The organism is Lachnoclostridium sp. An118, assembly GCF_002160985.1.
Classification (GTDB): domain Bacteria; phylum Bacillota; class Clostridia; order Lachnospirales; family Lachnospiraceae; genus Claveliimonas; species Claveliimonas stercoravium.
Map to the genome: position 1 here is coordinate 1 of NZ_NFLQ01000007.1, position 13,330 is coordinate 13,330.

Annotated in this window: 12 protein-coding genes and 1 CRISPR repeat array; of the genes, 10 read left to right on the plus strand and 2 right to left on the minus strand. The window is 50.5% G+C overall.

The annotated features are described in order from the left end of the window. Window positions 1-141: 141 nt before the first annotated feature. The 9 genes from cas5c (at window position 142) to B5E62_RS07635 (ending at window position 10,165) form a co-directional block, all read left to right on the plus strand. Window positions 142-879 (plus strand): type I-C CRISPR-associated protein Cas5c, encoded by a 738-nt coding sequence (gene cas5c, locus B5E62_RS07600; protein ID WP_087174028.1) that lies wholly within the window; start codon window positions 142-144, stop codon window positions 877-879. Next, the gene (gene cas8c, locus B5E62_RS07605) at window positions 876-2,888 is read left to right on the plus strand and encodes a type I-C CRISPR-associated protein Cas8c/Csd1 (protein ID WP_087174029.1); all 2,013 of its coding nucleotides are present in this window, start codon (window positions 876-878) and stop codon (window positions 2,886-2,888) included. Before cas5c ends, cas8c begins: the two co-directional genes overlap by 4 nt. Beyond that, on the plus strand, window positions 2,881-3,735 hold the full coding sequence (gene cas7c, locus B5E62_RS07610) for a type I-C CRISPR-associated protein Cas7/Csd2 (protein WP_087174030.1): 855 nt from the start codon (window positions 2,881-2,883) through the stop codon (window positions 3,733-3,735). The genes cas8c and cas7c overlap by 8 nt, the downstream gene beginning before the upstream one ends. Continuing rightward, entirely contained in the window at window positions 3,728-4,393 is a 666-nt protein-coding gene (cas4, locus tag B5E62_RS07615; RefSeq protein WP_330398059.1) for a CRISPR-associated protein Cas4, read from the plus strand. Before cas7c ends, cas4 begins: the two co-directional genes overlap by 8 nt. Beyond that, on the plus strand, window positions 4,390-5,421 hold the full coding sequence (gene cas1c, locus B5E62_RS07620; protein WP_087174031.1) for a type I-C CRISPR-associated endonuclease Cas1c: 1,032 nt from the start codon (window positions 4,390-4,392) through the stop codon (window positions 5,419-5,421). Before cas4 ends, cas1c begins: the two co-directional genes overlap by 4 nt. Before the next feature lie 9 nt (window positions 5,422-5,430). Next, window positions 5,431-5,721 carry a CRISPR-associated endonuclease Cas2 gene (cas2, locus tag B5E62_RS07625; RefSeq protein ID WP_087174032.1) on the plus strand — a complete coding sequence of 97 codons (291 nt, stop codon included), beginning with the start codon at window positions 5,431-5,433 and terminating at the stop codon, window positions 5,719-5,721. A gap of 169 nt (window positions 5,722-5,890) precedes the next feature. After that, a CRISPR array of direct repeats spans window positions 5,891-8,773; the repeat unit is 32 nt; unit sequence GTCGACCTCCTTGTGAGGTCGTGAATTGAAAG. 102 nt (window positions 8,774-8,875) lie between these two features. Next, a complete protein-coding gene (locus B5E62_RS17130) occupies window positions 8,876-9,058 on the plus strand; it encodes a hypothetical protein (protein WP_162610276.1) in 183 nt (60 codons plus the stop codon). 38 nt (window positions 9,059-9,096) lie between these two features. Next, the gene (locus B5E62_RS07630; protein ID WP_087174033.1) at window positions 9,097-9,456 is read left to right on the plus strand and encodes a hypothetical protein; all 360 of its coding nucleotides are present in this window, start codon (window positions 9,097-9,099) and stop codon (window positions 9,454-9,456) included. A 22-nt stretch (window positions 9,457-9,478) separates the two neighbouring features. After that, window positions 9,479-10,165, plus strand: coding sequence for an alpha/beta fold hydrolase (locus B5E62_RS07635; protein ID WP_087174034.1), 687 nt, complete (start codon window positions 9,479-9,481; stop codon window positions 10,163-10,165). Between the two features lie 16 nt (window positions 10,166-10,181). Here the strand turns inward: B5E62_RS07635 and B5E62_RS07640 are convergent, their stop codons facing one another. Further along, complete coding sequence (locus tag B5E62_RS07640) at window positions 10,182-11,123, minus strand: radical SAM protein (RefSeq protein ID WP_087174035.1); 942 nt, start codon at window positions 11,121-11,123, stop codon at window positions 10,182-10,184. Next, window positions 11,116-11,865, minus strand: coding sequence for an acyl-[acyl-carrier-protein] thioesterase (locus B5E62_RS07645; RefSeq protein ID WP_087174036.1), 750 nt, complete (start codon window positions 11,863-11,865; stop codon window positions 11,116-11,118). Before B5E62_RS07645 ends, B5E62_RS07640 begins: the two co-directional genes overlap by 8 nt. A 194-nt stretch (window positions 11,866-12,059) precedes the next feature. Between B5E62_RS07645 and B5E62_RS07650 the strand changes: the two genes are divergently transcribed. Further along, entirely contained in the window at window positions 12,060-13,235 is a 1,176-nt protein-coding gene (locus B5E62_RS07650; protein WP_087174037.1) for an aminotransferase class V-fold PLP-dependent enzyme, read from the plus strand. The last annotated feature ends 95 nt before the right edge of the window (window positions 13,236-13,330 follow it).

A 13,330-nucleotide genomic window follows, 5' to 3' on the forward strand; every position in this document is an offset into this window, starting at 1 on the left:
GGCGATAGACATTATACCAGAAAAGGGAGGTCAATGCTCTTTTTATTGAAGATTTCCCTAAAAATCAAGGTTTCTATAGAATTTAGATACAAAAAAACAGGTAGTATTTGACACTACCTAAACTTTTGAGGAGGTGAAGAAATGGAAAAACAAAGAAATACCATAGAATTTGAAGTGTATGGGGATTATGCGCTTTTTTCCGATCCCGTGACAAGGGTAGGAGGAGAGAAATCCAGCTATCATATACCGACATACGAAGCTCTGAAGGGGATCACAGAGAGCATCTACTGGAAACCAACGATCAAATGGATCGTGGATGCAGTTCGTGTGATGCGGCCAATCCAGACAGAGACAAAAGGTATGCGCCCTATCGGATACAACGGGGGAAATGAGCTTGCATACTATACCTATCTAAAAGACGTATGCTATCAGGTGCGGGCACATTTTGAGTTTAATCTCAATCATCCGGAGCTTGAAAAGGACCGAAATGAGAACAAGCACCACAATATTGCCAAACGGATGGTGGCAAGAGGCGGCAGGAGAGATGTGTTTTTAGGGACCAGAGAATGTCAGGCGTTTGTTGAACCGTGTGTGTTCGGCGAGGAGAAAAGCTATTACGATGACATGCCCGGAGAGGTGGCCTACGGCTTTATGTATCATGGTATCACCTATGCAGATGAAGCGGAACTTCCAGAGGAGAAGGATAAGATGACCGTGAATTTCTGGCGTCCGGTCATGCAAAAAGGCGGAATCATCGAATTCCTGCGTCCGGAACAATGCCCGGAAAAACGTTTTGTAAAAGAGATGAAGCGCACAGTATTCGGACAGGGAAATTTTACCGGACTTCAGGAATTTGAGGGAGAGGAGGTGACAGGTTGAGCTGGGAAGAGGAACTGATCCATTTATATGATAAAAATTATTCTGAGATTGGGCAAATCCGGCCCAAGACATTCCAGAAAAACGGGAAGACAGAGACGACTTTTTATGTGCTCCTGCCTCCTTTTCACACTACGGTGACCGCCCAGATTGAGGTGACGATTAATGCAGAGGGAGAATTTCTGGAGGCGGTGAAGGTGGGGAGTGAGGACAAGCTGACGATCATTCCGGTGACGGAGAAATCAGGCAGCAGGACTGCGGGAAAAGCGCCCCATCCTCTCTGTGACAACTTAAGATATCTGGCAGGTGATTATGGGGAATATGTGCAGGATAAAAAAGGGGACGTGGAAAGTTATCACGAATTGTACATGGAGGAGTTGGGAAAATGGCATCATTCCCCGTTTTCTCATGAAAAAGTGGATGCAATCTGGCTGTATCTGAAGAAAGGCACATTGATACGAGATTTACTACAGGAAAAAATCTTGCAGCAAAATGAAGAGGGATGGCTTTCCGATGAGGTTAAAATCGAGGGTGTTGCCCAAAACATGGCATTCATTCGGTTTATCGTAAGAGGAAGAAACGGGATGGATCACGGATTTGACGAGTGTTGGAAAGATTCTACCCTTTGGGATTGCTTTATCCGGTACTACCGTTCTGTGGAGGGAAAGAAAGATATGGATTATCTGACAGGAGAAATGCAGACCGTCTCCTATCTTCACTCCAAAAAGATCCGAAACGAGGGGGACGGGGCAAAACTGATTTCCTCCAATGATGAGGCTAACTTTACATTCCGCGGACGCTTTGCGACGAAGGAGCAGGCGTTTGCCATCGGAAATGAGACGTCCCAGAAAATGCATAATGCGCTCAAGTGGATCATCCGCAGACAGGGCAGGAGTTTTGACTCACTGACTATGGTTACATGGGAGTCCGATATGAAGCAAATGCCTCCGTGGGACGCGGACACAGAGGCGGTTAGTTCGGCAGCAGACGCGGACACTGTGATAGATGAAGGAACGGCAGAGTTTGGAGAGCTGTTCCGGGATGACCCTATGGATGGATGGGAAGAAAAAGAGGATTCCCTGGCATATGACGGTAATTTTATGACTGCACAGCAGTTTTACCGTGCGTTGGAAGGGTACAGAAGCCGGGTGGAGAATACTTCGCATATGATCCTGATGGCACTGGATGCGGCGACAACGGGCCGTTTGTCCGTGGCAGAGTTTAAGACGATGGACACGGCAAGATATCTGGACAATATACAAAAATGGCATGAGCAGTGCGGATGGCTGCAATCTAAATACAAAGAGGGACATAGGAAGATTTATTACGGTGTGCCAGGAGTGCGGGATATTGCAGAACTTCTATATGGCCTGGAGTCAAACGGCCGGATCATGATTGCTGATAAGAATGGGAAAAAGCTCTATGCGGAGCTTGGCCGGCGGCTTTTGCCCTGCATTTGGGATAACAGAAATCTTCCCTATGATCTGGTCATGACGGCTGTGAACCGGGCATCGATGCCGCAGGCATATAAAGAGCGTTATAATTGGGAGCGGGTATTGACGCTGGCCTGTTCATTTGTGAAAAAAAACAGATATGAAAGAGAGAAGGAGGAATGGGATGTGGCACTGAATAAGGAATGCAGAATCAGAGATTATCTGTACGGAAGACTTCTAGCGGTGGCAGACAGAGTCGAATACCGTACATTTGAGAAAGAAAAGGATACTTCGAGAGTGACAAATGCAAAGAGGTATATGAGTACCTTTTCCCAGAGGCCATTTGAGACATGGAAGATCATCGAAGAGAACCTTCAGCCATATTTTAATAAGCTTTCGATTGCGGAGAGAAGGTACTATGAAAACCTGATCGATAGTATCTGCCAGCTTTTTGACGTGGATGAGTTCCGAAAAAATGACAAGCTGGACGGGCTCTATCTGCTGGGATTCCACAGCCAGTCTTATGATCTGAAATATAATAGAAATAAAGAAAATGAGGGAGGAAATGATGATGAGTGAATTAAAAGGAAAAATTGATTTTACATTATTTGTGAGTGTATCTAATGCCAATCCAAACGGTGATCCTCTGAATGGGAATCGTCCCAGGATCAATCTGGACGGATACGGGGAGATTTCAGATGTATGTATCAAGAGAAAGATCAGGAACCGATTTCAGGATTTGGGGCTGAGAGTATTCGTACAGCCGGACGACAGGACAGATGACGGATTCCGCAGTTTAAAGGAACGCGCGGAAGGCTGTGAAGAACTGAACAAAGAAATCAGTAAGAAGAAAAAAGCAGACCGGGACCTCTGTGCCCGGATTGCATGTAAAGAATGGATTGATGTGAGAAGCTTTGGACAGGTATTTGCATTTAAAGGGGAAGATGTGTCCTTTGGCGTGCGCGGTCCTGTGTCCATCCATCAGGCGGTAAGTCTGTCTCCGGTGGACATCATCAGTATGCAGATTACCAAGAGTGTAAACAGTGAGGCGGGAAAAGAGAGCAAGGCGTCGGATACAATGGGAACCAAACACCGGATTGGGTATGCGGTTTATAAAATCATGGGAAGTGTCAATGTACAGCTTGCGGAAAAGACTGGATTTTCACAGGAAGATGCAGAGGTTCTGAAAGAAGCACTGAAAACATTATTTGAGAATGATGCTTCATCGGCGAGACCGGACGGAAGCATGGAAGTGCGCAGAATGTACTGGTGGCAGCACGGGGAAAAGATGCCGGCTGTCTCGAGCGGCAGGATACAGAGAAGTTTCAACATAAAGGAAGTGAGCAGACCGTCCAGGTTTGAAGACTATGATATTACGTGGGAGCTGGACGGGTGTGTGAAACCGGAGGTATTTGATTTTGTATGATGAAGAGGAGTTCCTGCAGCTTTCGGGTATCCAGCACTTTGCTTTCTGCCGGAGGCAGTGGGCTCTTGCTTACATTGAACTTCAGTGGCAGGAGAATGTAAGGACTGTGGAAGGACGGCTTCTCCATGAAAATGCTCATGATGCAGGGATAAAAGAGAAACGCGGTGACCTGCTCATTGTCAGAGCTATGCCGATACATTCAAGAGAACTGGGAGTCAGCGGCGAGTGTGATGTTGTAGAGTTCCACAGATCAGAGAGTGGTATCCCGATTTCCGGGCATGAGGGAAAATATACGGTAGTCCCGGTGGAATATAAGCGTGGAAGACCGAAAGCAAATGATGTGGATGCGCTGCAGGTGGCAGCGCAGGCCCTCTGTCTAGAAGAGATGTTGTGTTGTGATATCCCTTACGGGGCAGTTTATTATGGAGAAACACGCCACCGCGAGAAGATAGAGTTTACGAAGGAGCTGCGGTGCAAAGTGCAGGATATGTTTGCAGAGATGCACAAGTATTACAGACAAGGATATACGCCGAAAGTAAAATGGAGCAAAAGCTGTAATGCCTGTTCTCTGAAAGATATCTGTCTGCCTGTGCTGAATAAGAGCCTTTCTGTAAAAGACTATATTGACAGTAAAATGAAAGAGGAGGGGACGGAATGAAGCGATTATTAAATACCCTGTATGTGACAAGTGCAAACCGATACCTTTCTCTGGATGGGGAAAATGTAGTCGTGCTGGAAGACAGGGAAGAGATTGGACGGATTCCTCTGCATAATCTCCAGAGCATTGTGACCTTTGGATATACTGGAGCAAGTCCGGCTCTGATGGGGGAATGTGCCCGGAGAAATATCGACCTTACATTTATGTCCGGACACGGAAGATTTCTGGCGAGAGTGACAGGGGAAGTGAAAGGGAACGTTACCCTGAGGAAAGAGCAATATCGTGTCAGCGAGGACAGGGAGAAGAGTATCTGTATTGCACGAAATTTTGTTTTCGGGAAAGTATACAATGCAAGGTGGATTTTAGAGCGTGCAGCCCGTGACTATCCGATGCGGCTGGATGCAGACAAACTGAAAGAAAAATCAGCATTTCTCTATAACAGCCTCAGGGATATCAGAAACTGTGGGGACGCATCAAAGCTTCTGGGATTAGAAGGGGAAGCGGCGTCTGTGTATTTTTCTGTATTTGATCAGCTCATCTTACAACAGAAGGAGGACTTTTCTTTTCGAGAGCGCAGCAGAAGACCTCCGCTTGATCCTGTTAATGCGATGCTTTCCTTTGCCTACAGTCTTCTGGCTGGTATGTGTGGCTCAGCGTTGGAGGCTGTTGGACTTGACCCGTATGTGGGATTTTATCATACGGACAGACCCGGCAGGATATCGCTTGCGTTGGATGTGATGGAAGAGCTGCGCGGTGTCATGGCGGACCGGTTTGTTCTTACCCTGATCAATAAAAAAATCATGAAAAAGGAACATTTTATCCAAAAAGAAAACGGTGCGGTTCTGATGGACGACAGTGGCAGAAGGCATTTCCTGAGTGTATGGCAGGAGCGAAAACAGGATATGATAAAACATCCATTCCTAAACGAAAAGATTGAATGGGGGATGGTGCCCCATGCGCAGGCCATGCTTCTGGCCAGGTATCTGCGGGGAGATTTGGATGAATACCCTCCTTTTTTATGGAAGTAGGTGATTAGAATGCTTGTGCTTATCACATATGATGTGAACACGCAGACTGCTGCAGGCCGGAAACGCCTGCGGAAAGTGGCAAAGCAATGCGTAAATTATGGGCAGCGAGTGCAGAACTCCGTTTTTGAATGTCAGCTTGATGCGACAAAGTACCGGCAGGTAAAGGCAATCTTAGAGGATATCATTGACAAAGAGGCAGACAGCCTGCGGTTTTATAATTTGGGTGATAAATACAAAAGCAAAGTAGAACACATAGGAATTAAACCGAGCTTTGATGTAATGGAAACATTGATTTTCTAGTGCGGATGTGGAGTGCACAGAAAATACCAGGGGATTCGCACCGAAAAGGAAGGACATAAATAGTGAAGTGACAAGAAAATATCATTAAAAGGGAAAAACAGGGCCATTGTTTTGTGGATTATGAATAAAATATTTGCGTTTTTTCTTGAAAATTTTACGCAAATTTGCTGTCGACCTCCTTGTGAGGTCGTGAATTGAAAGTTGTCTGCTCCCCATATTGCACTGGATAGCCTCGTCGACCTCCTTGTGAGGTCGTGAATTGAAAGCGCTTTATGCGTGATTGTTTGGGGCGGATAATACCGTCGACCTCCTTGTGAGGTCGTGAATTGAAAGAAAGACAGCATGAAGGTGGCTGAAATGTTCATCGGTCGACCTCCTTGTGAGGTCGTGAATTGAAAGGTAAGAAAGCCAGATGGCGGAGGTGGCGGAACTGTCGACCTCCTTGTGAGGTCGTGAATTGAAAGCTATCCGGCGTACTCGGGGAATGTACGTGTTAACGTCGACCTCCTTGTGAGGTCGTGAATTGAAAGAACGCAGTACGCGGCAGGACGACAGGATACAGGCGGTCGACCTCCTTGTGAGGTCGTGAATTGAAAGATGTAATCGAAACCAGATATGCCTGCCGGAATTCGTCGACCTCCTTGTGAGGTCGTGAATTGAAAGCAATCCACCGCAGAACAATCCGCAACTGCATAGACGTCGACCTCCTTGTGAGGTCGTGAATTGAAAGGATGATGCGGTGGACTACATCAGGAATTGGATGCCGTCGACCTCCTTGTGAGGTCGTGAATTGAAAGAAACGGATATACCGATTTCGTAGACGTCCGGGAAGCGTCGACCTCCTTGTGAGGTCGTGAATTGAAAGATAATCTTCCAGCACCACACGTTCAAGAAGTTCGACGTCGACCTCCTTGTGAGGTCGTGAATTGAAAGGTGAAAACTCTCATCAGCTTTTCCAGGACCCGGGTCGACCTCCTTGTGAGGTCGTGAATTGAAAGGACTTATCCGACAACGAAATGCACATTGGGTATAGTCGACCTCCTTGTGAGGTCGTGAATTGAAAGGATACGAACGACTACGAGTTCGCTGACTGGGCAAGTCGACCTCCTTGTGAGGTCGTGAATTGAAAGACGCATGTTGCTGTAATTTCTATGTCGCTGGTAAGTCGACCTCCTTGTGAGGTCGTGAATTGAAAGGTCAAAACTCGCCGTTGTTTTGTAGTCGTTTCCGTCGACCTCCTTGTGAGGTCGTGAATTGAAAGATCACCAAGTTCTACAAGAGCGGTATCGGACAAGGGTCGACCTCCTTGTGAGGTCGTGAATTGAAAGACGAGAATACATTGGACATCGTAGTAGAACCGAGTCGACCTCCTTGTGAGGTCGTGAATTGAAAGGGCGTATCTCGTCCTGTGATAATGCCGGGGCTTGCGTCGACCTCCTTGTGAGGTCGTGAATTGAAAGTGAAATCAGGAAAAGCGACAGGGACTACAAGATTGGTCGACCTCCTTGTGAGGTCGTGAATTGAAAGGACACTCCTACCAATAAGCTAAAATTTAACAATGTCGACCTCCTTGTGAGGTCGTGAATTGAAAGAATGCATCTGGAATCGCCCAAAGAGATGCGGCAGGTCGACCTCCTTGTGAGGTCGTGAATTGAAAGACGATTGACATCCACCGAGGCACAGAGGGATATGTCGACCTCCTTGTGAGGTCGTGAATTGAAAGATCCCTGTGTGCAATTCCCTTCTTGAGGACACAGTCGACCTCCTTGTGAGGTCGTGAATTGAAAGATCGAAATCGGAAAGGCGATACATATTGACCTGGGTCGACCTCCTTGTGAGGTCGTGAATTGAAAGGCGAATATCATCAACGACAACTTCCCGGTTATCCGTCGACCTCCTTGTGAGGTCGTGAATTGAAAGATTTCTCGATATGGATTCCCCTGTAACCGGAAACGTGTCGACCTCCTTGTGAGGTCGTGAATTGAAAGATCAGTAACGCCACGGATGTGAGCATTTTCAACTCGTCGACCTCCTTGTGAGGTCGTGAATTGAAAGATCAGTGGAACAGCTATGATTACGTTTCACAGGACGTCGACCTCCTTGTGAGGTCGTGAATTGAAAGATTTTGAAAAGGAGAGATGAGACTATGAAATTAGTCGACCTCCTTGTGAGGTCGTGAATTGAAAGAACATCCTGACCGGTAAAGGCGAGAAGGGGCAGTGGTCGACCTCCTTGTGAGGTCGTGAATTGAAAGGTCGTATATCTCCTTCATGTTGTCTATGAACATCTCAGTCGACCTCCTTGTGAGGTCGTGAATTGAAAGGCATCTTGATAAAGTTATTAAAGTTAGGACAAATCGTCGACCTCCTTGTGAGGTCGTGAATTGAAAGATCACGTCACTCCCCGGAAAAGCAGTGGCGTGGGGTCGACCTCCTTGTGAGGTCGTGAATTGAAAGGTCCAAAAGAGGGTACAAGGATGCGGCTAATCAGTCGACCTCCTTGTGAGGTCGTGAATTGAAAGGTAATCCATTCAGCCAGGTCTCGGATAGTTGGTATGTCGACCTCCTTGTGAGGTCGTGAATTGAAAGTTCAAGGAGTGCGATGATCCGCAAAAGCTGCAGGGTCGACCTCCTTGTGAGGTCGTGAATTGAAAGAAAACGTACAGCAAATGTGCTATTATCATGTCATAGTCGACCTCCTTGTGAGGTCGTGAATTGAAAGGTCAAAAGGTCAAAGTTCATTACTCCTCACTCTGTCGACCTCCTTGTGAGGTCGTGAATTGAAAGACCTCAGATAACATTGACGACATTGTGATCTTCGTCGACCTCCTTGTGAGGTCGTGAATTGAAAGAAAACGTACAGCAAATGTGCTATTATCATGTCATAGTCGACCTCCTTGTGAGGTCGTGAATTGAAAGTTGCCGGGGTGATGTTCTGGGGAACGATGGGGGAACGTCGACCTCCTTGTGAGGTCGTGAATTGAAAGCATGCCATCCCCGCCACGTGCGGGTCATGTCGCTGTCGACCTCCTTGTGAGGTCGTGAATTGAAAGGTGTGTAAGGAGAGATTATTATCCCTCTATCTTGCGACGCCGATGCTACACTTCCCAGCCTCTGCATATACTGATAACAAAAAGGAATTTTTGCAATGCAATGTGAAGACGGATACAGAAAGAAGAACTGTCAGTGTTCAAAGAACTGCCCGTGCTGCCGTCCGGGCCCTCCCGGCCCACAGGGCCCGGCGGGGCCGCAGGGAGAACCCGGCCCACAGGGACCGGCAGGGCCGCAGGGAGAACCCGGTCCTCAGGGGCCGGCAGGAGGGACGGATAATCTTCTGAGCGCCTTTGCCACGCCCCCGCAGCTGGGAACTCCGGGGATGCCGCTTGTTTTTGACAGGAACGGTGCCGTCCTGGGCGATGCGGTCGTCCACGGGCAGAACAGCCCGGATATCACCATCCGGCAGCCGGGCACCTACTATGTCTCCTTTCACGGGGCAGTCACCCCGGGACCGGGCGCTGCCTTCCCCCTGAGCGTGAGATTGTTCCTCACTTCCCAGGGAACAGAGGTGGCCGGGGCTTCAGCCGTTCACACCTTTACCGCCCCGGGGACCACGGCCGGGATGTCATTTTCCCAGATCTTGGATGTATCTTCGGCCCCTGCGGTGCTTCAGGTGAACAGCGAAGGAGGAGGCTTCATTTACGGTGAAGTCAATATATGTGTGATAAAGCTTTATTAAAAGCACAGAAAGGAATTTGCTTATGATACACCTGTACTATACAGAAAAGGGCCAGGGCAAGCCCCTCATCCTCCTCCACGGAAACGGGGAGGACAGCAGCTATTTTGACCGCCAGATAGACTATTTCTCACAGACGCGGCGGGTCATTGCAGTGGATACCCGGGGGCATGGAAAATCTCCCCGGGGAACAGCGCCCTTTACCATCCGCCAGTTTGCCGAGGACCTGCGGGGATTTATGGAGGAGATGGGAATCGATAAGGCGGACCTCCTGGGATTTTCAGACGGGGGAAACATCGCTCTCATCTTTGCCCTGCGGTATCCGGGAAAAGTGGACCGCCTCATCCTGAACGGAGCCAACCTGTGGTCAGGGGGAGTGAAGCTGTCGGTCCAGATACCCATTATCCTGGGGTACTATATAGCCAACTTTTTCGGACATTTCAGCGGGAAGGCCAGAGCCAACGCGGAGCTGCTGCGGCTTATGGTGAAGGACCCCGATATAAAAGCGGAGGAGCTTCGGAGCATCCAGAGTCCCACTCTTGTGATCGCGGGAGAGAGGGATATGATACGGGAGGAGCATACCAGACTGATCGCGGCGGAGATACCGGGGGCAGAGCTTCGCATCATCCCGGGAGACCACTTTATCGCGGCCGGGAATCCGGAGGGCTTCAACCGGGAGGTGGACCGGTTCCTGCGGGAGACATTTTCATAGGAGAGCTTGCCTGTTTTTACAGCCCCTCCAGGTCAAAGGGAGGGGTGTACTCTTCCCTGGCGCTGGACCGCTCCTGCATATAGCCTGCGTCCAGCCCCAGCTCCAGGGCCGCCTCCAGCACCTTCCCGTACTCGTAGGAGGTGAGGCGGCGGTTGATCTCCGGGTGTTCCGATGCCTTGAAAAAGGGTGTGTACTGGCTCAGGAGGCTTAGGAGAAAGCTGTCTTTCGGAAGATTTTTCGCCATCCAGCCAAGCAGGCGGGTGGACTCCTCCCTCTGGCCCGGGAGGACCATGTGCCGTATGAGAGTGCCCCGGACTAATAGCCCGTTTTTGTCAAAGACAGGCTTTCCGGTCTGCCGGATCATTTCCCCCACAGCCTTGGAGGCGTGCCGGAAGTAATCCGGCGCGCCGGAATATTTTTTTGCCCTGTGGGAAGAAAAATATTTGAGGTCCGGCAGATATACGTCCACATATCCCTCCAGCATCCGCAGCGTCTCCATCTTCTCGTAGCCGCCGCAGTTGTAGATGATTGGAATGTGCAGCTTCGGGCGCACCCTGTCCAGGACCGGCAGGATGGAGGGAAGGAACTGGGTGGCGGTGATGAGGTCGATGTTTCCGGCACCTTTGTCCTGCAGCTCAAGAAAGATTTCTCCCAGCCGGTCCGGGGAGAGGACCTTCCCCACCTCCCCCTGGCTGATGGGATAGTTCTGGCAGTAGCAGCATTTCAGGGTGCAGCCGGAGAAGAAGACAGCGCCGCTTCCGCTTTCCCCGCTGATACAGGGCTCCTCCCAGAAGTGTAGGGCCGCGCGGGCGGCCCGGATTTCGGGGCCGCAGCCGCAGATGCCGGGATGGACATACCGGTCGGCATGACACATGCGGGGACAGAGGGTGCAGTCACGGTAAAGTTCACTGAGATCAGGGACGGAGGCCGCACCAGAGGAGGTCAGGGGACTACGCATGGCCGCCGTCCTCCTCCCAGAAGGTGATGCTGGCCTGGACTGCCAGTGTCCCGTCCTCCTTCACGCCTGCCAGGAGAAAATCTTCCTCCCTCCTTGCGCGCCAGATGGAGATGCGCTCCTTTTCAAAGCACTGCCGCAGATAGTGTATCTCGAAGTCCGTGATCTGTTTCCCTGTCTGGAAATCCAGGTCAAAGGCGTTGAGGAAGAGAGGGATGTACTTCTGGTTGTTCATGTGGCGGCTCTTGTCCAGGTCCGTGTAGCGGACGGTGTGGGTATAGCAGAGCTCCATGCCCTCCGCGGCTTTGGGAAAGCGCTGGAAGGGTGGGAGGTCAAGGGGAGTGCCCTCGTCGGCGTGGGCGGGATAGCCGATGTCCTGTGAGGTGCAGATCTTCCCTGCCTTCAGGTCGCACAGACAGCTTTCCATCCGCCCTTTGGCCAGGAGCTCATTGCCATTGGAGACAGTGAAGGCCTGGTGGAAACGGACTGAGGGGCGGGGATTTTCCACCCAGGAAGCCAGCTTAAGGGGGGAGTCGTAGTCTGCCCTCCTCTCGATGTGGAGCCTGTATTTTGTGAAGACCCAGCAGATGCCGTAGGTCTCAGGCAGGGTGTCGTTGCCTTTGCCAAGCGCATGCATGTAGGCGGTCACTGCGTCCTGGAAATATTCAAAATAGCCGTTTGCTCCTATAAGGCCGGTGTGGTCGGACTCACGGAACTGGGGAAAATATTCTTTTTCGTAGATCATGGAAGTGTCCTCCTTTTTTGAGCCGGCGGACCTTCTGTCCGCTTCTTTTTCAGCCCTTTATCCAGTCCTCTCTATTATAGCCCTTTGCGGGGCACAGAAAAAGCCATTTTTAAAGAGAAAGAACCATCTTGCGGTGAGGGAGAGGAAAGACATATAATGAGTACATAGCTCAAACGAAAAGGAGGCAGGGGAACATGGGAGAAGAAAAGGCCAAGATCTATTTTGACAATGGGAGCACTTCCTGGCCCAAGGCGCCGGGAGTGGCGGAGGCGGTGGGGCGCCTCCTCACAGAGGGAGCCTTCAATATCAACCGGGGAAACTATGAGGAAGCTTACGAGGTGGAAGCGGCGGTGCTGGACACAAGGGAACAGCTGGCACGGCTGTTCCATGCTCCGGACTCCCGGAGAGTCATCTTCACACCGGGTATCACCCACTCCCTGAACTATTTTATCCGGGGCTTTTTAAAGCGGGGAGACCATGTGCTGGTCACCGGGATGGAGCACAACGCGGTCATGCGCCCTCTGCGGTGTATGGAGAAGGAGGGAGTTACCTGGGAGTGCATCCCGACGGACAGAGCGGGAAATGTGCGCTCCGCTGACGTGGAGGGGATGATCCGGAAGAACACAAGGGCGGTCATTGTCCTCCATGCATCGAATGTATGCGGCACCATTGTCCCGGTGGAGGACATTGGGAGGATCTGCCGGGAGAGGGGTGTGTTCTTTGTGGTGGATACGGCCCAGAGCGCGGGAACCATCCCCCTGGATATGGAAGAGGCCTGCGTGGATTTCCTGGCTTTTACAGGTCACAAGGGGCTACTGGGTCCCCAGGGAGTGGGAGGATTTCTCATCTCCGACAGCCTGGATGAGCAGATGGAGCCCCTCATCGCAGGCGGCACGGGCAGCATCTCCGACAGTCTGGACATGCCCCGCACTCTGCCTGACAAGTATGAGAGCGGAACCATGAACCTGCCAGGCATCATCGGACTGCATGCTGCTCTGTCCTATTTAGAGAAGACAGGGGTGGAGGCGATCCGCAGGAGGAAGCTGGAGCTGACCGGCTATTTCCTGGAGGAGGTAAAGAAAATCCCCGGTGTCCGCATTGCGGGAAGACAGGGGACGGAAGGGAGAGTAGCTGTGGTGTCCCTGGATCTTGAGGGCAGGGACAATGCGGTGGCCGCCTTCCGGCTGGAGCAGGAGTACGGTATCATGACCCGGGTGGGCCTCCACTGCGCGCCCATGGCTCACAGGACTCTGGGCACATTTCCTCAGGGGACGGTGCGGTTTGCCTTCAGCGCCTCCAACACGGAGGAAGAGATAGACCGCTGTATCCGCGCTCTTCGCGGCATGCTGATAGAAAAAAACTATATATAAAAAGATACATTATAAAAATCAATAGCAAACCTCGCTCTTGCGATTGTCCGGAAATTCTAAACGTGTTACGGTTATAAAAGGACAATTCTGAAAAT

What these genes read in the sequence shown, in the direction of transcription:
- cas5c (WP_087174028.1), top strand. Translation starts at nt 142, where the DNA reads ATGGAAAAACAAAGAAATACCATAGAATTTGAAGTGTATGGGGATTAT.
- cas7c (WP_087174030.1), top strand. Translation starts at nt 2,881, where the DNA reads ATGAGTGAATTAAAAGGAAAAATTGATTTTACATTATTTGTGAGTGTA.
- cas1c (WP_087174031.1), top strand. Translation starts at nt 4,390, where the DNA reads ATGAAGCGATTATTAAATACCCTGTATGTGACAAGTGCAAACCGATAC.
- cas2 (WP_087174032.1), top strand. Translation starts at nt 5,431, where the DNA reads ATGCTTGTGCTTATCACATATGATGTGAACACGCAGACTGCTGCAGGC.
- B5E62_RS07630 (WP_087174033.1), top strand. Translation starts at nt 9,097, where the DNA reads ATGCCGCTTGTTTTTGACAGGAACGGTGCCGTCCTGGGCGATGCGGTC.
- B5E62_RS07635 (WP_087174034.1), top strand. Translation starts at nt 9,479, where the DNA reads ATGATACACCTGTACTATACAGAAAAGGGCCAGGGCAAGCCCCTCATC.
- B5E62_RS07640 (WP_087174035.1), bottom strand. Translation starts at nt 11,123, where the DNA reads ATGCGTAGTCCCCTGACCTCCTCTGGTGCGGCCTCCGTCCCTGATCTC.
- B5E62_RS07645 (WP_087174036.1), bottom strand. Translation starts at nt 11,865, where the DNA reads ATGATCTACGAAAAAGAATATTTTCCCCAGTTCCGTGAGTCCGACCAC.
- B5E62_RS07650 (WP_087174037.1), top strand. Translation starts at nt 12,060, where the DNA reads ATGGGAGAAGAAAAGGCCAAGATCTATTTTGACAATGGGAGCACTTCC.